This is a genomic window from Streptomyces sp. NPDC127114, assembly GCF_042677525.1.
Classification (GTDB): domain Bacteria; phylum Actinomycetota; class Actinomycetes; order Streptomycetales; family Streptomycetaceae; genus Streptomyces.
The window spans coordinates 196,750-218,390 of sequence record NZ_JBHXTJ010000004.1; the positions used below are offsets into that span (position 1 = coordinate 196,750).

Genomic DNA, 21,641 nt, shown 5'->3' on the forward strand with positions numbered 1-21,641 from the left:
TCCGGTAGACCGAGCTTCCGACACGGTTGCCACGGTTCATCGCGGGGGTGATCCGGGCGGGCAGGCGGGCGTCGGCCAGTTCCCGGACCGCCGGCCGCCGCGGCGGTGCGACAAGGCTGGCCTCTGCCGAGCCTGACGGGAGGCAATCCGCAACCCCTATCGCGGCGCCTTCCTTGCCATCCGCGCGGAGCAGCCGCGGGAACAGCAGGAGGAGGACCAGAAGGCACTGAGCTGGGCGGCTGAGCAGACCAGATGACGCACCGCGGCTTCCTCGCCGAATTTGATGGCCGAGTGCGACCGACCGGCCCGGTGCCGTTCGGAAAGACGATCGCCCGCTACGGCCGCCTCGACCTGCTCCGCATCCACGAACCGGGCTGCATGTCACTCGACCGCCGCGGCGCCCGGCGGGCTGCCGGTGAGGGCCTGTCGCCGGAGTGGTGGAAGCGGCAGATGACGCCGGGACCGGGTGCGCGGGACTCACCGGAACGCGGGTCGTAGAAGGCGCGGTCTCCTGGCCACCGGGCAAACTCGGTGGCCAGGGCGACACCCTCGTCGCCTTCCTCGGCACGCCAGCCACGAATGTTCAGCAGCAGGCCATCCAGCGGACCACCTACCGGTTCGGCGTGCGTCGACTGCGGAAGCGGACCGGGGCCGGGGTCTTCATGGTCCCGGGCCGCAGACCCGACTGGTGACAGAGAGGGGGCGACGCGCTCTCGAACTCCTGGCTCGCCACGTGCGCGGCTGCGTAGAGTCTCGGGTCATGGAATCCGCACCCACCCCGATATCTGCCCGCACCCTCTACCGGCCGTGGCAGCGGATAGGGCTCGTCGTGGTGGGGTGCTGGTTCATCCTCATCGGCGTGCTCGTGTCGCTGAACACGCACGACAGCTTCGGCCGGGTGACGAACGCCCTGGTTCTTCTCTGCGGCCTCTTCTTCGTGCTCCGCAGCCGCAACGCCTGGGTGCGCGTCGACGAGAAGGGGGTCACCCACCAGAACCTGGGGCGCGCGCGGACCTACGACTGGTGCTCGATCCGCTCCGTCGTCCCCGCCCACCAGTGGAGCCCCTGGCCGCTTCGACGCGTCGCCATGCCGGAGCTGTCGCTCACCAGCGGCCGCTGGCCGGTGCTGCTCGCCATCGCCACCTACTCGGCCGCCGACGCCCGGGCCGACATGGACATCATCACCACCGCCCACGCCGCCCACCGGGCCTCGTGCCGGACCTGCACCGCCTGACCAGGCCGACGGATGCCCAACATCCCACAGGGGAGCGCGGAAGAGAGCGTCGCTGCGGATCTGGCGCTGAGTCACCCCTGATGCTCTGACCCGCCTGACCCGCCTGATCCGCCTGATCCGCCTGGCCCGACCTCGCCCGCCTGACCCGTCTGACCCGCGTGGGTGCGAATGCGGTGCGCTATCCGACCGCGGCGACTGCCGCCGCCGGGCCTCCGATCCTGGACCAGTCACCGTTGGGTGACCAGCGCCATACCGATGCCCCGTCCGCCGCGATCCGGTACAGCGCGCGGCTGTCCATCGCCAGGGCTGCTCCCGAGTCGCCGATCTCCGCCCAGATGCCGGGCTCTCCTGTGTAGTGCCAGAGCCGTCCCGTCTGCGGGTTGACGGCGAACAGTCCGAGTTCGCCGCCGTAGATCGCCCGCGCGGGCCCGCCGATGACGTCCCACTTGTCGCCGCTGCCCGACCATTGCCAGACCAGGTCGCGGGCGGGGTTCAGTCCGTAGAGGTGGCGGGGGCCGACCACGAAGTGTGCGCCGGGGTTGCCCACGCGGGTCCAGGTCTTCTTGGCGGAGTCGTAGCCGATGAGGTGTCCGTAGGCGGGTTCGGTGGCGAAGAGCCCGGCTCCGCCTGCGTAGATGTGACCGGCGGGCCCGCCGATCGTCGTCCAGCTGCCGGCACGGCCGTTCCAGCGCAGGACTTTGTCGCGCTTCGGGGCGAGGGCGTAGAGGGAGGAGCCGCCGACGGCGAGCTCGGAGGCGGTGCCGATCACGGTCCAGGAGTTCGGGGTGCCGTTGTAGCGGGAGACGCGCCCGGTCTTCTCGTCGAGGGCGAATACGCCGGCCTCGCCGGCGTACGGGGCTCCGACCCCGGCGCCGATGGTGGCCCAGGTGTCGCCGGATCCTGACCAGCGCAGCAGGGTGCGGCCGTCGGACGCGAGGGCGTAAGCGGGCCCGGTGGCCTCGGCGGCGGGGACGGTACGGGGTAGTGCGCCCCGGCCGGGGATGCGGGACGGGCCGGGCGCCGTGCCCGGCGCGGAGGGTGAGGCGGGCGGCTGGCCGGTGGTGCGGGTGGCCGATGGCGAGGGGGTTTCGTCGGGTGCAACCGGGGTGGCGACTCGGGGGCGACGGGCCGCGTCGTGGTCGGCGCTGTGCCGGAGGGCGAGAACGGCGGCTGACGCGAGTACGGCGAGGGCGACGGTGACGGCGACCGCGAATCGGGTGCGGCGGGCCGGGGAAGAGGCTGTAGCGATGGTGAGGTTGGCGGCCCCACCGGGACTGTCCGGGCTGGTCAGGGGATTGTCCGGGGCGGGGGGCGCGGCAGAGCCGCCGGGGCCGTGCCCCGCGCGCGCGGCGGGGCCGTCCGGAGCAGACTCGTCCGGAGCGGACTCGGCAGGACCAGGCTCGGCCGGGCCGGGGGCGGCCGGACCGGGTGCGGCCTGGCCGGGTGCGGCGGACGAGGCCGTGCCTGGTGCTGCCGGGGCGGAGGTGCCCGCGATCGCGGCCCTCTGCGCCGCCTGGTGCAGGCGCCGTGCCTCGTTCAGCATCCCTTGCCGTACGGCGGGGTCCCGCACCTCCCGTTCCACCACCGTCTGGAGTCGTCGCCAGGGGATCACGCGAACCCCTGACCGGTACTCGCCCCACGTCGTCTTGCCGACCTCGCCGTACCTCTGGGCCAGGTCCCGGACGGTCTGCCCGTCCGTCAAGTCGCACAGGAACCGGGCGAGGGCGTTTGCCTGCTCGCTGCGTCCCCTGAGCTCACCCTGCTGACGACCGGCCACGGCCTCGCACCCCCTGACTGTCCGGGTGGACAAAACCTTGTCCACCCGCTTTCACCGCTCTGACCTGCCCGGACGAACGCAACCTGCGGCGTCCAATTCCCCGCCTTGCCATGGTGGTTGGCGTGAAGGCGGCGCCGTTCGCACCACTCCTGGTGCCTCGCCAGATCACACCACGTCTGTGCGTGGCCATGACACCTGGTGTGCATATCGCGCCGCCGCACAGGCACGGGATTCAGCCAGACAGCCAGACAGCCAGACAGGCAGACCGCCGGACGGCCGGACGGCTGGACAGCACACGGCCGGTCAAGCCGGCCCGCCACTTCCAGGAGCTTCCTTGCCCAACACACGCATGCGTAAGACGAGCCTTCGCGTCCTGTACGGGACGCTCGTCGCCGCACTCCTGACCACCGCCGTCCCTTCAGGGCCCGTCCGGGCACAGACCGTCCAGGCCGGCGACCGGAAAGCCACCGAGACCGGGACCATCGGCCGGGGCGCCGCGCCCGGGGGCGAGGTCACCCGCGAACAGATCATCGAGCGCGCCAAGGCATGGGTGGCGCAGGAGGTCCCGTACAGCACGAACGGGCTGACCTCCCCGTACAGCTGGTGGTCCGACGAGGCCACGGGCGGGTACTACCGGCAGGACTGCTCGGGCTTCGTCTCGATGGCCTGGCAGCTGCCGTACAGCCGGTCCACGCACACCCTGCGCGCGGTGTCGAAGAAGATCGGCCTCTCCGAGCTGAAGCCGGGCGACATCCTCAACTCCGACCGGCACGTGCTGATCTTCGGCGGGTGGACGGACCGGGCCGGCCGAGAGTTCACGTACTACCAGCAGAGCAGCCGCAGCCGTCCCACCAACCGGGGCGAGGGCGATCTGGACGACGCCACTCTGTCGGGCCACCCCACGGGCAGCTACGAGGCCCGCCGCTACGACCACGTGGTCGACACCTCCGCGGAGCCGTCGGACGCGGGCCGGCTGCGGGCGACCCCGCCCCCGCCCCCGTCGCCCCGGCCCGCGCCGAAGCCCCAGCCGCTCCCGCCCGCCTCCACCCCGGCTCCTGAGCGTGCGGCGCCCCGGCCGCCCGCCAAGCCCGCCAAGCCCGCCAAGCCCGTCAGGCCCGTCAGTCCAGCCAAGCCCGCCGAGTCCGCGCCTTCGGGGCCCGCCGCCCGCAAGGCCGTCCGGCTGGGTGCGCTGGCGGCGCACAACCGGCGGCTCTACGCCCTCGCGGAGGACCGGAGCGCGGTGTACGAGCGCAGCAGCGGCGTCTGGCGGCGCATCGGGGGCCCGGCGGGACGCCTGTACGCGGGCGGGGCCGGGGTGTTCGCGACGAACCCGAAGGACGGCCGGATCTTCAAGTACAACGGCCGACCGGGCTCCTGGACCTGGATCGGCTCGTCCGGCGCGGAGTTCACGATCGCGGGCAGCACGCTGTACGGGCTCACTCCGAAGCGGGACGCGGTCATGCGGTGGACCGGCAGCGGAAGCCGCTGGACCGCGGTCGGCGGCCCCGCGCGGCACATCTACGGGGGTGGGGCGGGCCTGTTCGCCACCAACCCGGACGACGGTCGCCTCCTGAAGTTCCTGGGCCGCGCGGGCGCGTGGAGGCAGATCGGCGGCATGGGGACGACGTTCGCGGTCGACGGGGGCACGGTCTACGGGATCAGCCCGGACGGCTCGGCCCTGTACCGCTGGACGGGCTACGGCGCGACGTGGGCTCGCGTGGGCGGCCCGGCGGTGCGGCTGTACGCGGGCCGGGCCGGGGTGTTCGCGACCAACCCGAAGAGCGGAGACCTGTACCGGTTCGACGGGAGCGCGGACTCCTGGACGAAGGTGGGCGGCCCCGGAGCCACGTTCGCGGCAGGCGCGGACGGCGAGCTGTACGGGCTCAGCCCCGACGGGCGAACGGTCTTCCGCTGGACGGGTGGCGGTTCGGCCTGGACGCCGGTCGGCGCGCCGACGAGCACCTGAGCCGCCCTCACACCACACCACACCACACCACACCACACCTTCCAACATCCGAGAGGAGACGTGATCAGCCATGTCCAGAATCAACCCCCGCATAGCCGTGCTCATCTCCACGGCAGTGGCGGCGAGCCTGCTGACGGCGGTCCCGGTGAGCGCCGATCATGGAGAGCCGCGCAGGCGGGCAATGGGCAGCTTCCCCGTGGAACAGCCCTTGACCCCGACCGCGACCCCGGCCCCGACCCCGACCCCGGCCCCGGTGGCCGGCTCCGAGTCCGACCCGGAGACCGATCCGGCGACCGACCCCGACCCCGCGCCCAACTCCGACGTGGGCTACGGCGCGGAGCTCGCCGTGACCGGCGAGGGCGCCGTATACGCCCTCGCCGCCGACCACGGCAGTGTGTGGAAGCGGGAGGACGACGGCACCGACTGGACAAGGATCGGTGGCCCTGCCGACTCCATCAGTGCGGGCCGGGCCGGCCTCTTCACGATCAGCCCGCAGACGCGCGAAGTCTTCAAGTACGGAGGGAAGCCCGACTCCTGGACGCGGGTGGGTGACGCGTCGGCGGACGTCGTGGTGCACGGGGACGAGGTCTACCGCGCGGCCGCCGACCACAGCGGAGTCTTCAAGTGGTCGAAGGGGAGCGGCGGTTGGGATCGGATCGGCGGATCGGCGAAACGCCTGTTCCTGGGCGGCGCGGGCCTCTTCGCCACCAGCCCGACGGACGGTGCGATCTACAGGTACGGCGGCGAGCGCGATGAATGGGAGCGCATCGGCGGCCCCGGCTCAACGTTCGCCGTGGACAACCACGACCTGTACGGGGTTTCCCCGGACGGCAGCGCGGTCTTCCGCTGGAAGCAGGACAAGAAGGACCGTACCGCTTGGGAGAAGATCGGCGGCCCGGCCCGTGAGCTCTTCGCGGGCGGCGCCGGCCTCTTCGCCACGAGCCCGACGGACGGCGCGCTCTACAAGTACGACGGCGAGCCCGGGCGGTGGCGCGCTTCGGGATCGGCGGGCGCGATCTTCGCCGTCAACGACAAGCACGCGATCGGCCTCTCGCCTGACCGCAGGGCGTTCTTCCAGAGCGAGAAAAAGGGTGAGGGGCAGGCCTGGAAGTACATCGGCGGCCCCTCGTCCGAGCTCCAGGAGCTGAAGGACGAGCAGACGCTGCTCCAGGAGCGCGGACAGGAGTACCTCGATGAGTTCCGCCGTGCCAGGGACCTGGAGCGGATGTCGCTCAGTGAGTGGCTTCAGAACGAGAGCCTCGGCGTTCTCCTCGACGTCATCGGTGTCAACGATGTCGAGCAGTGCCTCTCCGCGGCCACGTCGTTCGATGTGGACGTGAGCGCCCTCTTCGCGTGCCTGTCCTCCGCGGTGAAGCCGGTTGGCGTGATCCGCGCCGTCACCAAGATGGACAAGTTGGACGGCGCGGTGAAGAACGCCGTCAAGAAGCTGCCCCGCTACTCCAAGAACGCCGCCAAGGCCCGCAAAACCGTCAATGATGCCCGCAAGATCCTGGACAAGGTCAAGGAGAAGCCGGAGGAGCGCGACTACAAGCCGCAGGTTTTCGACTGCCGCAGGGGCGCGGAAGGCTGGCAGGACCTCGGCAGCACCGACCCGACCAACGGTGACCGGCCTACCGGCACGACGGCGTGCCTGGACAAGGCGTACCTGGCGAAGAACCTGGGTTCGCTCACGGACGTCAGGAAGGTGAAGCCCCCGGCGTACGACTGGGCGGCGCGCACCATGGCGTACCACGGCAACAAGGTCAGGTTCTGGCGCAACGCCTGCCATCTGCTGGGCAACCAGCTCAACGGCAGCGGTCTCGATCTCAGGAACCTGTCCACCTGCACCCGGGCGGCCAACGCCTATCCGATCGCCAAGGACGACCCGGGGCTTCCGCAACACATGCTGACCTTCGAGACCCGGGTCAGGAACGCCGTCGATGCCGGCCAGGTGGTGTGGTACCAGGTCATGCCGAAGTACTCGGGAGCGCGCACGGTCCCCGTCGCCTACGAGATGACCGCACGAGGTCTCACCCCGGACGGCCGGACGGGCCTGGTTCTCGACGAGGTGGTCCCCAACTCCGCGTACAGCAACAAGTTCAAGAGCTGGTTCAACCTGGGCCTGGTGACGAACCAGGCGCGCCTGCCCGTCCCGCTGAAGGGTGAACGGTGACCGGCTCCGCACTGAGCCGCCGGTCCGGCCTCGTGGAACCGTCCGAGCAAGCGCCATCGTGGATGGCGTGGGCCTGACGGCGACGCGCGGAGCGAACCGCCAAGATCGGGGGCGGAACCTCGTCCTGGACGACGTCGGCCTCGGGTAACACACGGCGGACCGAGCGCGCACATCGCCTTCATCTGCCGCTCCGGCGATTCGGCAGAACGGCGTTCCTCCGTACCGCCCCGGTCCTTCCCGGCCGGGGCGGTCGCGGTGTTCTCAAGCGGAGGAGGCCCGTCGCATGGCCGAACACCGCGAGGCTGCCGCCCGGACCTGCTGCCCTGGCCGGGGGTGTAGCGCAGGGTGTGGGTGGGGTGTAGTGAGGGCTGGGCTGCATCTGCGGCAGCGTCTTGCACCCTGCCCACCTACTGCCTGCCTGCCGGCCGGTGCCAAGGCCTACGTCCGCACCGGCAGCGGCCGCAACTACCGCGACAGCAGCGCAAACCACCACATCTACCGCGGCTGCAGCCTCTACACCCCCCTGCTGACCACCAGCACCGTGAATGACCCCGACCTGCGCCTGAAGAAGCCGGGCACCCGCGACGACACCGCTGCCACCGGCAGCATCAGCACCTGCAACTGGAACACGGCCGCGGACGGCGTCACCTACGCCTGCTGACCTCGCGCCGCCCGCAGCAGGACCAAGCTCTGGCGCCTTCAGGAAGACCCGCTCGCGGCCTCCGAGCCGTACGGCGAGGACGACGGCATCATCCGCGCCATCGCCGGCGGGCACGTCACCGCCATCATCCTCTGCAGCCGCCAGTCGCGCACTTCATTGAGCACCTCTCGTTCCCAGCGGACGACAGACTGGCCAATTACCTGCACTTTCAGACTCTTGAAAGGGCCGGCTCCCCGCCGCAAGACTCAGGCCCCGGAACCCCTCAGAGGACAACTGCTCTTGCACCTCGCGCAGACAGGGCGCGCTCTGGGCTCGCCTGTGCGCCTGTATCCGTAACTAACCTTCCCACGTAACTAAGGAGTCGTCAGTGAACCTGAAGCGCAAGATGGCGTCGATGGCACTTGCCGGTGGTCTGGCAGTGACAGGGCTGGCGGCGGCCACCACGCCCGCTACGGCAGTGGGAGGGTGTGGCTCCAACCAGCTGTGTCTCTACCGCAGCACCGAGTTCCGAACCATGGCGTTCGAGACCACGAACACCTACAAGTGCTGGAAGCTCATCGACTACGGCCTCACGGATCCCTGGAACGGCATCAGCTCCTACGTGAACAACCTGCCGGTCCAGGCGACACTCTGGGAGTACACAGGATCGCTTTACCTCAGTGCGGCGACGATCAGCCCGGGTCACTATTCCAGCAATTCGACCTCCCACTACGCCTTTCTCCACTCGGAGTTCATCTGCACCGGTGGCGCTGACCCCCGCGACTTCTTCTAGAAGTTCACACGGCTGGTGGGGCGGATGTCCGCCCACCAGCAGCAGTGCGTTGGCGGACCGCGATGCCGCCCGAGTCCACGGCGGCTGTGTGGCGACGGACTTGGGCCGGTGGGGACGCCTCAGATGCGAGGTCGCGGGAGGACCCCAGGAATCTGGAGTTGGCCAGCCGAGGGCCACGCATGGCTCGTCGAGCACAGCGGTACCGTTCACGGGTCGGTGAACCGCTACCAGTGCAAGGGCGGCATTTGCTCCTCCGCCTGGGAAGCGCCCCGGTTGGCGCCCTGTCCGGCGATCACCGCAAGACTTGTCCAAGCGGGTGATCCGGTTCACTGGGGAACGTCCCGCTGTGACACGCTGCGCGCGAGTCATTACGCGACAGACCAGCTGTCCTCTGCCGAACATGCCTTCATGGCGACGTTGGCTGTGACGCGAATGCGCTCGCCGCGATGGCCAGCCTGGTCGAAGCCGCGCAGCAGCGGCGTCAGCTCCTGGGCACAGCCCACAGCGTGCACCGCCGCGTCCCCGGTTCTGCTTGAGCCGGCTGGAGCAGCGTTCGATGATGTCGCGTCGTCGGCGAATACCGTTTCCATCTGCTCGGGGTCCGCACTGCGGGGCGGTGCAGACCCCGAGCTCTGGTCATCCTGCGCCGGTCCGGTCACTTCCGATATTGCTGCGCCACTGCCGCGAAGGCGGCCTTGGGTTCCCATTCCATGTCGGGGTAGGTCTGCCCCTGGCGCCCTTCGAGGAGTTTGACGATGCCCAGGCCGGCCCGGTCCAGGTCGTCCCGGGGGTCACCGTCCGGGCGGTGCGGGTAGCCGGGCAAGGCGAACAGGAACACGAACGCGCTGTCCACGCCCTCGGTCTCGAAGATCTCCAGCAGTTCGCTCAGGTATGCGGCCTGGCCGGCCTCATCACGCTCGTATATGCCTTTCAGCCGAACAGGGGCCTTGGTCTTCGGGTCGTGCTCGACCACTTCCAGCACCCGTCCACCGCGGTCGCCTGCGCCGCGGTAGGCCGCGGTGCCGAACCCGGTGATGGCGAGCGGCTTCGGGCCTTGAGCCAGGGCGCGCACCGCTTCCCGGAACCGGTCGGCGACCTCGGCGGAGCGGATCAGCTCGAACGTCACCATGTCGAAGGGAGTCCAGTCGACCTGCTCGAACTGGATGGATGCGTAGGTGAGTCGGCCCTGGAAGCGCTCGCGGACCGTGGCCGCGGCGTCGCGGAGGAACGCGTTGATGCGCACACCGAGCTCGCGCATCGTTTCGGCCCGCCGCTCGGGCCGGCCCATCAGCTGCTTGACCCGCTCCTCAGGGCTCTCGCCGTGCAGGAACCCGCGGTTCATCACGCTCAGCTCGACTCCTGCGACGAACACGACCGTGGCCCCGTGCTGCCGGAGCCGTTCCGCTCGCTCGGCACAGTCGCGGAAGAGCGTGAGGATCTGCTCCGGATCCAGCTCCAGCGGATAGGGAGAGAACCAGACCTCCAGGCCGAGCTCGGCGGCGGCACCGGCGGCCAGCTCCAGGCGGTCCGCGTCACCGCCGATGATCTGGACGGCGTTGCAGTGCAGGTCGTCGCGGATGATGGCGAGCTCACGCCGGACCACCGCGGGGTCGAAGTGCTCGCGGGATATCCGGCCGTTCACGACGAATCCGGTGTCGTAGGTCATTCCTCTTGCCCGCACGGTGACATCCCCTCTGTCGGTCTCGGTAGGGTCGAGGCTGACAGGAAAAGTGCGCGCACGCAAGTTTGCGGATACGCAACTTTGCGTGCACGCAGCCCTGTGTGGAACGCTGAGACCGTGACGACACCACCAGGGCTACGCGAGCGGAAGAAGCAGGCCACACACAAGGCGCTACGCGAGGCGGCCCTGCGCCTGGCCCTGGAGCGCGGACCTGACCAGGTACGCGTCGAGGACATCGCCGAAGCGGCCGGGGTCTCGCCGCGCACCTACAACAACTACTTCGCCAGCCGCGAGCAGGCGATCGTCTCCGCCGTCACCGCAGACCGGGAGGCGCGCATCGCGGCGGCGGTCACGGCCCGCCCCGCAGGAGCACGCCTGGCCGACGCCATCACCCAAGCAGTGGTCGAGCAGTACACGAACACCGGCGAGCGCGAACAGCGGGCGCTGCTGCTCATCACCACCCGGCCCGCGCTACGCGACGCGTTCCTCGACACCACCGCCGACATCGAGCCCCCGCTCACGGCGGTGATCGCCGAACGCCTCGGTGACACAGGAGCGCACACAGCCCGCGTTCTCGCGGCAAGCGTGGCCGCGGCAGTTCGCATCGCGCTGGAAAGCTGGCTCCGGCCGGCAGGGAACGCAGAGGCCGCCGAGAGTGTCACCGCCGCAGGACTCGTCGTCCCCTCCGGCTCACTGCCCGACCAGCTCCGCGCAGCACTGGCCCCGCTCGCGCCCGCGTTCGACGCCGCCGAGCGAAGCACCCAGCCGTGACGTGAACCAACGCGGACATCCGCCGGACAAACAGCAGATCCGGAACATGCCTGCACCTGCCCATCACCATCCGAATCGGCCGGTTCAGCGTAGATGGCGCCGCGTCAGGTCACGATCTACGACCGGAGCACCAGACCACACCGACGCGCATGAAGAGGGCACCGATCCGGACGGGGAGGCTCCCCGAGCAGACGGGGAGGCTCCCCGAGCAACCGCGCTGGGAAGCTTGCCCTCAGGCTGGTGCGGATCGGCAGTGGAAGAAGGAGGTCTGGCCACGGGTAAGAGCTGTGCGGCGGCGTGTAACGGTTGGGTTGTCTTCGAGGATGAGGCCGGCCAGTCGATGACGCCGCCGCGCTCTCGAACCTGGGGACGGATCGGCCGAACCCCGGTCGTCCGGGTTCGCGGCCGCGGCTCCGGACGGTTGTCGATGGCGGGTACGACCCGCTACAAGTCGGGCGAGCGGGCCCGGCTGATCTACGCCATCCGCGAGTACCGCGGGCGCAAGGGCGAGCCGAAGGGCTTCGGCTGGCGGGACCTCCGCGACCTCTTGGTGCGTGCACGCATCCCGCTCGGCGGACCGATCGTGCTGGTCTGGCACAACGTCCGCCTTCACCTGACCTCCGGGATCCGGGAGTTCATCGCCGCGAATGCCGCCTGGCTCACAGTGCTCCAACTCCCCGCCGACGAGACCTGAGCCCGCGGGAGGGCATCTGGTCGCTGGTCACACGCGACATCGGCAACCTCGCCGCAGCCGACCTGCGCCAGATCACCAGGGCCGTGAAGCGCAGGCTCAAGCAGATCCAGTACGGCCCGGTTACGTCGACAGCTGCTTTGCGGGCACCGGCCTCATCACGGACGACTGACCGGCGTTGCAAATTCGTCAGTCGCCGTAGTACCGGTCGTAGTCGGCGGAGCGCTCCTCCACTGAGAAGCCCTCGAATTCACCGCCTGCCTCGAGCTCGCGCAGTCGATCGAGTGCCGCGGTCGCAGCAGGTGCACGGTGGGCCGAGAGGTGGGCCTTCGTCGCGTCGAGCCCGTGCCCAAGCAGGAATTCGATGTCGATCGAGCACGCTGCGTCGAAGCTGGCTTGCTTCGCACTCCAGATCAGGAGCACGTCGTCGAGGTCGCCGCTGTTGAACAGCTGGAAGCAGCAGAGCCTCATCAGCTCAGTGTCGCCCGCGCCCTGGACGCGTCGCTCACGCGCTGTGTGCTCTCTGAGGAGTGCACGAATCTCGTCGAGGTCCGCGCCGACGGGGCGAAGCCCGTAGCGACGCCAGCATTCCTTGACATCCATCGCTGGTCTCCTTGATCGTCCGGCCCGGCCCGTGGCCTATCAGCCCCACCCATCGCCGTTTGGTCGGACGACGGTCCCTCTGCCGGTCACAGTATGCACACCGACGGCCAGCCCATGTGGGTCGGCGGTCACCGGCGCAGGTGACCGATGGCCCACGCCACCCGACATCACCCAATCAAGTTGAGTAGTTGGGCTTTCACGGCGCTTCGTGGCGTTTCACCTGCAGCGATGCCCCTCCTGGCGGTTTCCGTATCGCGTCCTCGCCACCGTCGGCCGACGCCCCTACGCTCCACGCACGCCCCGATTCCCGGGGTGCCTCCTCCATCGTCACGCCCTCTGGGAAGGGAACTTCGTCATGCCCGCATGGCCGCGTATCACCGGCCCTGTCTGCCACCGCTCCGTCGTCGTGGACCCAGATACCTGGCGGTTCGTCGATCACAAGCATCCGCGGCCCTGCGAGCGCGCACTCGACCTGGTTCTCTGTCATGGGTACGAGTGGGGGAGGCCGAGCCGAGCGGGGTGGTGTTCCTGCCTTTCGAGGAGCCGAAGCCGGTGGAGGAAGAGCTGCTGTTCTGATTCTGCGCGTGGCCGCTTCTCATCCTCTACGAGTTGTCCTCGTGCCGCAGTACACGACGTGCCGGACTTCCGTCCTCGATGACGACGACCGGTTGCTGCTCGTCCCGGAGCCGGTTCCTCGCCGAGGAGCAGCGCGAGCGCCTGGCGGCGGCCGGCGGGGACGTGGCGCCCCAACGGGGCCCGGCAGCCACCCGGCCCGGGCTCGACTTCTTCGCCTGTGGTCCTCAACTGGCCGCGGTGGCCGGGGTGACGACGTCGTTGCAGTGCGGGTGGGAGCGGGGCGGATTCTGGTGGGCGATGGCGTCCTTCCAGTGGGTGCGGACCGTGTCGAGCCGGTCGCCGTCGGCCTGGGTGGAGAGCCATACGTCCGGGGTCGGGCCGGGATGCTGGTAGATCCCGATCACGTACCGGTGGCCGGGCAGCAGGGGCTGCCTGTAGTCGGCGGCCGCGACGAGCGCGCCGGCGCTGCTGCGGTCGACGGTCTGCGTCACCTCCAGGGCGGCGGGCAGCGTGCCCTTCAGGTTCTCGATGAGGCGGATCCGGGACAGGGACTCGTGGTAGCCGTCGCGGGCGGCGACGTTGAGGGTCTGATCGACGGTGACGACCGCGAGGTGGGCGGCGAGGCCGGCGCGGTCGCGGTCGTTCTCCTCCACGGGTACGCAGACGGCGGAGACGTTGACGGTGTCGTCCTGGAGGGCCGTGTAGGCGGCGGTCGCCGATCCGCAGAGCACGGCGGCCCCGGCGAGCACCAGGAGGAGGGTGCGGTTCATCATCCCCACAGCTTCTTGTAGTTACCGTGGTCGACGGCGGTGGGGACGTGCTTGGTGCTGACGTCCTTACGCAGGGCGCTGTCCACGGTGTCGGCCTTGTGGCACAGCCCGAGCGCGTGCCCGAGCTCGTGGACGACGATGTTCTGCCGCATCCGCGGTTCGTCCTTGTAGTGGCCGTCGTGCAGGTACGTGTTCAGGTAGATGTAGTCGGTGGCGGCCGTGGCGCCGTGTGGCTCGCAGTAGCTGCCGCGCCCGTCGTTGGCGCTGTAGTGGCGGAACTCAAGGTCGTTGATCGTGATTGCGGTGTCGGCCGCGATGTTGATGGTGCGGAACCGCTTCCACTCAGTGATGGAGTGCTTGCGCAGGCCGTCGTACTTCGTGGCCTGCGTCCACCGGATTTCGCCCTCGTCGACCGCCGAGTTCCCTAGGGTCTCGCTCTCGCCACGGACGCACGGCGCTGCCGCGGCCGCGACCGTCGCGTACGGCGAGTTCACCACCGCGGTCGCCAGCTCCACCGCTCCAGGGAAAGCCACTGCCACCTGCGGAAACGACACGCGTGCCCCTCCTCTCCCCGAAGGGAGAGCCGACCATAGCGGCCGCCTGCGGCCGCCCGCTGGGCATTACCCGGTAGATCACCCGGACGGGCGGGCGCGCCCCCGCGCCGGAGGATGCCCGGCGCGCGCCCGCGCCGAGCAGGGGGCTTCGGGCGGCGGCGCCCGGCGGAAGGTTGGCTCGCAATGGGTTCTTCACGCGTGATGACCGGCGCGACAAAGATCTGGGCGACACGATCTCGTTGGTCATCTTCGGGATGGTCACCGTGGTCGTCGTCGGCTGGACCCTCCGCTACCTGTACCGGCTTGCCCGCCTCCTGTATCGGCTCGCCAGAGCCAGAGGAACCGAAGGTGGCCCGGTCGCCTGACCTGGTCGGTGCGGCCGCGTCGTTCGATTCCTGCGCCGCCCGCGCGGTCCGGGGCCATATACGGACATCGAGTGCGTCAGGAGCCGGTGGTCTACAGGCCGCCCGTCTTTGCTGGGAGGCTCAGGAGACGCGCGACTAGGATGTCCGGCTTGCCTGTGATCGCGGCCGGGTTCGGCCCGTGGTGCCGCCCCCCGCCTCCTGCCAGCAGCTCCTCGCGGACGCGAACCTCACCCCGCTCTACGAGCCGCCGGCTGTCCTGGATCGCTGGGCGGCCGCTGCGGAGTCGCTCCAGGGCGCGGCCGGCATGATACAGACCGCCCGGGCGAACGCGAAGAACCTCGGTCCGCTCCTGGACGGCGAGGCTCCGGCCGCCGGTACTGCGTGACGCCGAGCCCGCCCGCCCGCAGGACTGCGTCGTGCACGGCAAGGAGCTGGTGGCCGACGTCAGCTGGATCCACGACGCCCTGGCAGCCTCGGCTCCGAACCGGAGCGCCGCATCGCCCTCGACGACAACGTCGACAACGACCCCGACGGTGAGGCGCGGCTGATGGTCGCGATCGACCGGGCCGACGACGCCCTGCCCTGCACCTCGCCCGCTACTGAGTGACCGTCCGGCAGGAGGACGACCCGCAGCGCGGCGGGTTTCGTCGAATCCCGCGACACCGTGCACTTCCCCGGCCCCTTGATGATCCTGGCCACGGGCAACGACCCCAAGCAGACCGTGTTGCAGGACACGCTCGGCGCGCTCCGCGACGAGCTGGACGCCGCCGTCTACGTCAGCACCTACACCGACGGAGAGATCACCATCAGGTAATCCGCATTCAGCACCACCGCGCCCCCCGTCGACGAATGGGCGCGGGCTTCCGCGACACCGCCCACGCCAGTGCCGTGGGCAAGAGCCTGCTGGCTCAGCTCGACTTCAGCGGCCGTATGAACCACCTCGCCCGCTACCCCTCCGTCGCGCTGACTGAGCGGACGATCACCAGCCGCCGCGGCCCTGATCGAGACGCTCGACGCCCCCGGCCCGCACTCGGCCCAGTTCGACCTCCTGGAGTACTCCGAGTCCGCGCTGTGCGTGGCCTACGCCCTCGGACTGCCCGGCCGAGCCTCCAGCATCGCGCTGTCCCGGCCGGCCGCTGAGCACCAGCGCCTTGTCGACGCCGCGCGCACCCTCGGCCACCGCGCCACCGGCATCCTCCTCGCACACCTGCTCGCCGAGGACACGCAGCCTGCTGCTCGTCGCCAGGCTGCTTCCGAGTCCCAGCCGAGCTCACCTCCCGCCACGCCCGCAGCAAGGCCCGCAGTATCCACCCACGAGGCCCCACGCCGTCCGCAGCCGTACCCGGCGCCGTTCGCCCACCAGCGAAGGACAGGAGTGCGACGCTGCCGGAGCTCAGCAGGAGGGCGGGGTGACGCGGCACGCGGCGGCTGTCAGTCCCATGTTCAGACCCTGGGAGCGGACACGCTGGCGTGCAGCTCGCGGACGCCAGGGGTACGCGGGTGCCGCTCGGCGAGTTCGGTGATGATGCTCCGGATGGCGGGGCGGTCGCGGACCTCTCCGGGGCTGGCCCGGTGCGCGTCGAGCAGGGCGCGGGCGGTCTGCTCGGGCCGTCCCCAGGCCCACCAGGCGCGTGCCATGTCGGTCCCGAGGCGCGCCTTGCGCTCGGCTGTGGCGAAGTGCTCCGGCCGCAGGTTTCGGCCCGCTTCGAGGGCCGCGCCGGCGTCGCCGAGGGCCCAGTGGACCCCGACGGAGTAGAGATCGACGGCGGCCGGGCGGCGCGGTGGGAGGCAGTCGGCGCGCGGCCCGGCGGGCTTCTTCCGTCATGGCCATGGCATCGCCCCGCCGTCCTGCTCGGGCGGCGGTGTAGGCCAGGGTGCACAGCATCTGCGCGTACGCGGCCGCGTCGGTGCGCAGCCCGGTCGCCTCCACGCGCGCCGCTGCCGCCTCCATGAGCCGCTGGGCTTCGTCGCCGCGGTCCTGCCTCCCACGCTGCACGACCGGGCGGCCCCACGGTACGAGCGCCAGACATCACGTGTCGAGCCCGCTTGCACACCATGCAAACGCTTGGCAGAACACGGCAGTTGATAACTACAGGCCAGTGTCGCGCGGTGTCCACGGTACATCGCCCCGCACGTCGCGGGGCACCGTCCACCGGAGGCACCTTTGGCAACCGCAGCCGTTATCCCTCCGGCCGCCGACCCGGCGACCGGCCCGGCCCGCTCCGCCCGCGACCTCGTGCCGGCCGACCTGTGGAACAAGCAGGTCGGACTCCTGATGCGGGACTACCCCTACGACTCGATCATGGCCACGCGCGTTCTCGGTCAGGGCTACGCCTACCTGATCACCGCCATGACCCACCGCGGCGAGGCTTTGGGCCTGGCCCCGAGCAAGCTCGTCGACATCGGCGTCCACACGATCATCCTCGACACCGTCGCCTACGCCGAGCTGTGCGACCGGTACAACGCCGGGCAGTTCCTGCACCACGTGCCCCTCGTCGAGATGAAGAACGACGGGTCGGTCATGAAGACGGCCCAGATCATCGCCCGCGACGGCTGGGAGGTCGACCTTCCGCTGTGGCAGGACGCCGCCGACTGCGGCCCCTGCCACCCCGGCAACGACTCGCACTGAACCACCACCCTCAGGGGCCCGGACACTGGTCCGGGCCCCTGAGTCGCGTCCGGGTGACGTTGCCCGGAACGGCCGCACCGCCGGGCCGGGTTCAGCCAGGATGGGCAGGTGACGACAGCCCCCGACCTCTGGCACCACTTCGGCCGCGCCCGCGCCGCCACCGACCGGACCGTCCCCGACGCCTTCCACTGGATCTGGGGCCAGGACACCGGCCCCGGCGCAGAACTCCTCGGCGACATCACCGACAAGACGGTCGCCGACCTCGGCGCCGGAGCCGCCCGCCACGCCGCACACCTGGCCAGCCAGCACGCCCCGGCCAGGATCGACGCGGTCGACTCCTCGGCCGCCCAGCACGCCATGGCCACCGACCTCTACAGCCCGCTCGCCCCACGGCTGCGCCTGGTCCACCGCGATGTCGTCTCCCACCTGCGCGCCGAGCAAGGCACGTATGACGTGGTCTACAGCGTGTTCGGCGCGGTCGACTTCACCGACCCGCGCGAACTGCTGCCGGCCGCAGCGAGCGCGCTGCGGCCCGGCGGGCTCCTGGTCTTCTCGACCCTGGCGCACTACCTCTCCGGAGCGCCCGCGCAGCCGGACGTCACGGCGGCCGACATCCCGGCGAAGACGGCGGACGGTGAGGCGACGACCATGCGCCGGTGGGTGCTGCAAGAGCGGGTGTGGACCAAGGTGCTGGACGAGGCCGGGTTCACCCGGGTCACCGCCGAGGAGCTGCCTGCCGGTGCCGGCCCCCGGGCGGTCGCCACCCTGCTTGTGACCGCCGTCCTGCCCGCTACAACGCCGCGAGCGTGCGCCGGGCACCGCTGATAGCAGGAGGGGTGTGTTAGTTACCCGAAGGACCGCATCCGCAGTGGTGGAATTCCGGTTGGGCGGGTTCGACCATCAGCGGCAGGAGTTTCCGACTGGCGGGTTTCCGGTCGGGGTCGAGGCCCAATGGCATGCCGGGGAACCATTTCTTTCTCCATGGGCATGCGGGATAGTGTTCCTCTGATGTCATGAATGCTTTGACGAAACATCCGCGGCAGTAGTGATAGTAGTCGCAGCCTTGGCATTCGGCTCCGCCGGGTGAGGGAGCGTTACGGAAGAGGAAGTTTGCTTCCTGGTTGAACACCGTATCGTAGGAGTCGTTGAGCAGGTTTCCGAATTTCTTGGAGTCTCTGGAAAAGTTGCAGGCGCGGACGTTTCCATCGTAGTCGATGGCGTAGGACCGTGATCCGGCTCCGCAGTTCAGCGTCGGGGTCTTTGTGGCGAGGGTGGGCGCTGGGGGGCTTTTGGTCAGCAACGGGTCCTGGGCGAAGGCGGCGAGCTGTTCGTTGATCTCCCGAACGAGGTCTTCCGAGCCCATCCCTGGGTCTGACACGTTGCATCCGCGTCCCAGTGCAGCGACAGGAGAGAAGGCGGCTGCTGCAACTCCAAGGCTCCGTACGAGTTCGAACAGGGGCTTGATCTCGTGCAGGTTATTCTCGGTGATTGTGCTGGCGACGCGGACGGGGACGCCAAGCAAGGCCAACTCTCGGGCCGCGGTTGTGGCGGCGGCGAAGGATCCTTTGTGTCGTCGCCACGTGTCGTGGTGCTTCTCCAGCCCGTCGATGCTGATCTGGACGGCGACGTTGTCGAAACTGGCGACGTGCTCGCGCAGTGATGGACGAGTGCCCAGGAGGTAGCCGTTGCTGATGACAGCCACGAGAACGAACCGGTCGGCAGCCCGGGCCAGGATCTCTCGAAAGTCCGGGTGAATGGTGCACTCGCCGCCGGTTAGCTCGATGACGCGCACCCCGCGCTCCGCCATGAGATCCATCAGCTCGGTGGCCTGCTGAAGGTCGAGCCTCCCCTTCTTGAGGGGAGAGGACGAGTAGTAGCAGTGTTCGCAGGTGAAGTTGCAGGTCTCGATGATCTCCAAGGTGGCGTGCATGGGGTGGTAGCCGTCCCGCGACCCTGTGAGCCGGCCGATCCCGGCCCCCTCGGGCAGTGGACGGTCCACGATCGTGCACAGACCTGCCTCTACCGCGGTGTTGAGCGCCTTCAGCGCGAAGGTCGGGCCGAAAAGGGGGCCGAGCTCCTCTGTGAAGGTCTCGGCGATTGTGGCGCTGGGCCTGGTTCCGTCGGCCAGCTCCAGGAACCTCAGGAAGAACTCTTCCACCTCGAACTGTCGGTGTGCACCGACGAGCAGGTATCCGCCGTCCGCGGTCCTGTGGATCTCCATCCCCGCATTAACCAAGGGGAAGCCGGTCACAGTGCTCACGCCCGTCATCGCTCCCCCGGCGCAGTCTTGGGCATCGCCTGCTGCTGCGCGGGGGAGCTGGATGACGGGTGGGCACCGCCCGACTTGCCACGCTGCAGCTCGACGCCAGCTGCTTCGTCGGCGATCTTCAGCAAGGGTGCGAGCGCTTCTTCTAGTTCGGCCGCTCGGGTCAACAGGGGTTTGCGCCCGTCTTGGGGTGGCGCGCCGGGCGCGGGGCGGTCACGATTCTCGGAGTACGTCTTGCGCGCGGCAACCAACTCCTCGGCCACGGACGTCAGAGCAGTCAGTGCGACGGCGGAGACGCCGGCAACCGCGTAATTGATCTCGGCGCAAATGATGCATGTGCCGCACACCCCGCAAGCCCCGCACGCCGGGCCCTTCGATGACTCTGCCATGTGCAACTGGACACCCGTTGCGTCCATGTTAAGGACGGCGAGGCTCGGATTGGGCCGGACAACTCCCGCGAGAGACTGCGCTCCAACCGAGAAGTACACGGTTTGACTGCCGACTGTTCTGCGGTACAGCGTCCCGGCTGCCCGAAAAACAGGCTCCTCGACGGCTAGGTTCAGCCAACCACTGGTCTCGTGATCAGTCACCTCGACCTCTCCGAGCGTGGGGGACTCGGCGACGCTGGTGAGGAACGGAACGTCCCGCACGAGGGCTTCGCCGGCCGCCCGCGCCTCGTCCAGGCTCAGGGTAGGAAATCCTCGCCCGATGAGGAGCGTCAGATCGTCCTCACTGGGAGTTGTTTGCTGATCTCCCGCTTCCGGGAAGAAGATATCCCGCAGCAACAGGATGGCGCCTTGAGTCAGTGCCGTGGCCGGGAAGGTCCCGTCAGTGACACCTCCTGCGGTGAAATGCCGGTCGCTGAAAAACAAAATGTCCCTGTCAACGCCGACATGATGTGGCATTTCATCCTCCTGGTTAGAGACATCGCGGCACACCCTAGAGAGTCGCGCTCAACGTAAAGCATGCCCCCAGAGCGGGGTCTCGGACACTCCGCGTCGTCTCGTGCTTCCACCCCCGTGCCGCATTCTCGGGATCATCTGATCTCCGCTCGATCGACGCCTCCAGCAGGCTGATCTCTGCTCGCATTACGCCCCGGGTGCACGAGCCGGGGGTGCTTGTGGCGATCGGCCAGAACGTAACGACTGGGGAGGCGCGTACTGCCGACCGTGTGCAGGAGTGAAGGCCAGCTGACGATCGGGAGGTACTGCCCGGAGCCGCCCATACGGTCGGTGGCTTCCACGTTTGTGGGGCGCTGGCCTCGCTTCGAGGACCCGGAACCGCGCGAGCCCCAGAGAATGGAGGATCCCGCATTCTGCGGATCAGCCCGAATCGGTATTACCGGCACGTTCGCGGGCCTCGACCGTGACAGGGTGGTCATCGCCAAGGAGTGGAGCGCTGAGTTCGGCGACGTACGCCCACTCGTCGGCGATGGTGCGCTGTGAGATCACCCGGCCGCCCATGTGCTCCGCTCTCTGGTACTGATCGGCGAGCCGAAGGTAGGCATTGGCCGTCTGTCGTAGCTCTTGGACACGGCGGCTGGGCGGCGGACTGTCCTCGGCCCTCGCAGCCGCCTTCCATAGGTTGCTGAACTCAGTGATGGTCAAGTCCAGGTCCATCGAGCCCGTGGGCTCGAACTCCACCAGCACGGCGACAAGCCGCTGCATCTTACGGAAGTTCGGCAGCCGCGGCGTCGACATCACATAGCTGATCGTGCTCCTGCCCAGGTAGCCGTCGCCATCCGTCGGCTTCCCCGACTTCTCTGAGATCTCGGAGACGCTGGGGCGCCCCACGTTCAGGTGCAGGCGGTGAAGGCTCTCGAGGAGGTTCTTCACCGGCCCCGCGTCCATCTGGGGCTTCGTCAGAACGCCGCGCCGACCCATCACTCACTCCCATCCGCCGTCCAAAACTGTCCAGGACTGTACAGAATCAGTGGGCTGGTGTCCGGGGTTGGGCGGCTGCTGTCCGAGTATTGGCAGCGATCACGCAGCGCCGACTTGAGCCCCCAAAGTCGGGTGGAGGGTCGTCTCGAAGCACCCGCCGGGTGCCCGAGTAGGGGAGGTCCTTGTGTAGGACCTGCTGGTTGACGTTGTCCACGGACTTGTGACGGAGCTGCCCGCGAACCTTGCTGCGGCCGCCGTGATCGAGGCAG

21 protein-coding genes and 2 pseudogenes are annotated in these 21,641 nt (G+C 69.3%); 12 read left to right on the forward strand and 11 right to left on the reverse strand.

Features of this window, described 5'->3' with window-relative positions; translation table 11 throughout:
* Positions 1–291: 291 nt before the first annotated feature.
* A complete protein-coding gene (locus tag ACFVGS_RS06410; RefSeq protein ID WP_385690947.1) occupies positions 292–498 on the forward strand; it encodes a hypothetical protein in 207 nt (68 codons plus the stop codon).
* On the opposite strand, the pseudogene ACFVGS_RS06415 reads toward ACFVGS_RS06410, so the two are convergent.
* Positions 420–695 (reverse strand): annotated as a pseudogene (locus tag ACFVGS_RS06415) (hypothetical protein); the annotation flags it as partial. The gene ACFVGS_RS06410 and the pseudogene ACFVGS_RS06415 overlap by 79 nt on opposite strands.
* Before the next feature lie 65 nt (positions 696–760).
* On the opposite strand from ACFVGS_RS06415, the gene ACFVGS_RS06420 reads away from it, so the two are divergent.
* Positions 761–1,234 carry a hypothetical protein gene (locus ACFVGS_RS06420; protein WP_385690950.1) on the forward strand — a complete coding sequence of 158 codons (474 nt, stop codon included), beginning with the start codon at positions 761–763 and terminating at the stop codon, positions 1,232–1,234.
* A gap of 178 nt (positions 1,235–1,412) precedes the next feature.
* Here ACFVGS_RS06420 and ACFVGS_RS06425 read toward each other — a convergent pair whose 3' ends face one another.
* Entirely contained in the window at positions 1,413–3,011 is a 1,599-nt protein-coding gene (locus ACFVGS_RS06425; protein ID WP_385690953.1) for a hypothetical protein, read from the reverse strand.
* A gap of 334 nt (positions 3,012–3,345) precedes the next feature.
* On the opposite strand from ACFVGS_RS06425, the gene ACFVGS_RS06430 reads away from it, so the two are divergent.
* The 3 genes from ACFVGS_RS06430 (at position 3,346) to ACFVGS_RS06440 (ending at position 8,583) form a co-directional block, all read left to right on the forward strand.
* The gene (locus tag ACFVGS_RS06430; protein ID WP_385690955.1) at positions 3,346–4,977 is read left to right on the forward strand and encodes a hypothetical protein; all 1,632 of its coding nucleotides are present in this window, start codon (positions 3,346–3,348) and stop codon (positions 4,975–4,977) included.
* 70 nt (positions 4,978–5,047) lie between these two features.
* Entirely contained in the window at positions 5,048–7,150 is a 2,103-nt protein-coding gene (locus ACFVGS_RS06435) for a hypothetical protein (protein WP_385690958.1), read from the forward strand.
* A 1,028-nt stretch (positions 7,151–8,178) separates the two neighbouring features.
* Positions 8,179–8,583 carry a peptidase inhibitor gene (locus ACFVGS_RS06440; RefSeq protein ID WP_385690961.1) on the forward strand — a complete coding sequence of 135 codons (405 nt, stop codon included), beginning with the start codon at positions 8,179–8,181 and terminating at the stop codon, positions 8,581–8,583.
* Between the two features lie 368 nt (positions 8,584–8,951).
* On the opposite strand, the gene ACFVGS_RS06445 is transcribed toward ACFVGS_RS06440, so the two are convergent.
* Positions 8,952–9,173: a hypothetical protein gene (locus ACFVGS_RS06445; protein WP_385690963.1), complete on the reverse strand. Its 222-nt coding sequence runs from the start codon at positions 9,171–9,173 to the stop codon at positions 8,952–8,954.
* Positions 9,174–9,238: 65 nt separating this feature from the next.
* Positions 9,239–10,249: a hypothetical protein gene (locus ACFVGS_RS06450; RefSeq protein ID WP_385690966.1), complete on the reverse strand. Its 1,011-nt coding sequence runs from the start codon at positions 10,247–10,249 to the stop codon at positions 9,239–9,241.
* 132 nt (positions 10,250–10,381) lie between these two features.
* Here ACFVGS_RS06450 and ACFVGS_RS06455 point away from each other — a divergent pair, with 132 nt between their 5' ends.
* Positions 10,382–11,035 (forward strand): TetR/AcrR family transcriptional regulator, encoded by a 654-nt coding sequence (locus ACFVGS_RS06455; protein ID WP_385690968.1) that lies wholly within the window; start codon positions 10,382–10,384, stop codon positions 11,033–11,035.
* A gap of 427 nt (positions 11,036–11,462) precedes the next feature.
* A complete protein-coding gene (locus ACFVGS_RS06460) occupies positions 11,463–11,729 on the forward strand; it encodes a hypothetical protein (protein ID WP_385690970.1) in 267 nt (88 codons plus the stop codon).
* A gap of 186 nt (positions 11,730–11,915) precedes the next feature.
* Here the strand turns inward: ACFVGS_RS06460 and ACFVGS_RS06465 are convergent, their stop codons facing one another.
* The 3 genes from ACFVGS_RS06465 to ACFVGS_RS06475 all read right to left on the reverse strand — a co-directional run bounded on the left by ACFVGS_RS06465 (position 11,916) and on the right by ACFVGS_RS06475 (position 14,190).
* Complete coding sequence (locus ACFVGS_RS06465) at positions 11,916–12,329, reverse strand: hypothetical protein (protein WP_385690973.1); 414 nt, start codon at positions 12,327–12,329, stop codon at positions 11,916–11,918.
* Positions 12,330–13,129: 800 nt separating this feature from the next.
* Complete coding sequence (locus tag ACFVGS_RS06470) at positions 13,130–13,678, reverse strand: hypothetical protein (protein WP_385690975.1); 549 nt, start codon at positions 13,676–13,678, stop codon at positions 13,130–13,132.
* Positions 13,675–14,190 carry a hypothetical protein gene (locus tag ACFVGS_RS06475; RefSeq protein WP_385690977.1) on the reverse strand — a complete coding sequence of 172 codons (516 nt, stop codon included), beginning with the start codon at positions 14,188–14,190 and terminating at the stop codon, positions 13,675–13,677. Before ACFVGS_RS06475 ends, ACFVGS_RS06470 begins: the two co-directional genes overlap by 4 nt.
* Positions 14,191–14,772: 582 nt before the next feature.
* Here ACFVGS_RS06475 and ACFVGS_RS06480 point away from each other — a divergent pair.
* The 3 genes from ACFVGS_RS06480 to ACFVGS_RS06490 all read left to right on the forward strand — a co-directional run bounded on the left by ACFVGS_RS06480 (position 14,773) and on the right by ACFVGS_RS06490 (position 15,734).
* Positions 14,773–14,979 carry a hypothetical protein gene (locus ACFVGS_RS06480; RefSeq protein WP_385690979.1) on the forward strand — a complete coding sequence of 69 codons (207 nt, stop codon included), beginning with the start codon at positions 14,773–14,775 and terminating at the stop codon, positions 14,977–14,979.
* Positions 14,980–15,279: 300 nt separating this feature from the next.
* Positions 15,280–15,408, forward strand: a complete 129-nt coding sequence (locus ACFVGS_RS06485) for a hypothetical protein (protein WP_385690981.1) — start codon at positions 15,280–15,282, stop codon at positions 15,406–15,408.
* A gap of 35 nt (positions 15,409–15,443) precedes the next feature.
* Positions 15,444–15,734, forward strand: a complete 291-nt coding sequence (locus ACFVGS_RS06490) for an IclR family transcriptional regulator C-terminal domain-containing protein (protein ID WP_385690984.1) — start codon at positions 15,444–15,446, stop codon at positions 15,732–15,734.
* Between the two features lie 303 nt (positions 15,735–16,037).
* On the opposite strand, the pseudogene ACFVGS_RS06495 reads toward ACFVGS_RS06490, so the two are convergent.
* A pseudogene (locus ACFVGS_RS06495) lies at positions 16,038–16,575 on the reverse strand (transcriptional regulator); the annotation flags it as partial.
* A gap of 183 nt (positions 16,576–16,758) precedes the next feature.
* Here ACFVGS_RS06495 and ACFVGS_RS06500 point away from each other — a divergent pair.
* Both ACFVGS_RS06500 and ACFVGS_RS06505 read left to right on the forward strand, forming a co-directional pair.
* Entirely contained in the window at positions 16,759–17,223 is a 465-nt protein-coding gene (locus ACFVGS_RS06500) for a glycine-rich domain-containing protein (protein WP_385690987.1), read from the forward strand.
* Between the two features lie 108 nt (positions 17,224–17,331).
* Positions 17,332–18,048, forward strand: coding sequence for a class I SAM-dependent methyltransferase (locus tag ACFVGS_RS06505; protein ID WP_385690989.1), 717 nt, complete (start codon positions 17,332–17,334; stop codon positions 18,046–18,048).
* A 16-nt stretch (positions 18,049–18,064) separates the two neighbouring features.
* Here ACFVGS_RS06505 and ACFVGS_RS06510 read toward each other — a convergent pair whose 3' ends face one another.
* The 3 genes from ACFVGS_RS06510 to ACFVGS_RS06520 form a co-directional block, all read right to left on the reverse strand.
* Positions 18,065–19,483 (reverse strand): radical SAM protein, encoded by a 1,419-nt coding sequence (locus ACFVGS_RS06510; protein WP_385690992.1) that lies wholly within the window; start codon positions 19,481–19,483, stop codon positions 18,065–18,067.
* A 5-nt stretch (positions 19,484–19,488) separates the two neighbouring features.
* The gene (locus ACFVGS_RS06515; protein WP_385690994.1) at positions 19,489–20,394 is read right to left on the reverse strand and encodes a hypothetical protein; all 906 of its coding nucleotides are present in this window, start codon (positions 20,392–20,394) and stop codon (positions 19,489–19,491) included.
* A gap of 417 nt (positions 20,395–20,811) precedes the next feature.
* Positions 20,812–21,324 carry a hypothetical protein gene (locus ACFVGS_RS06520; protein ID WP_385690996.1) on the reverse strand — a complete coding sequence of 171 codons (513 nt, stop codon included), beginning with the start codon at positions 21,322–21,324 and terminating at the stop codon, positions 20,812–20,814.
* Positions 21,325–21,641: the final 317 nt, after the last annotated feature.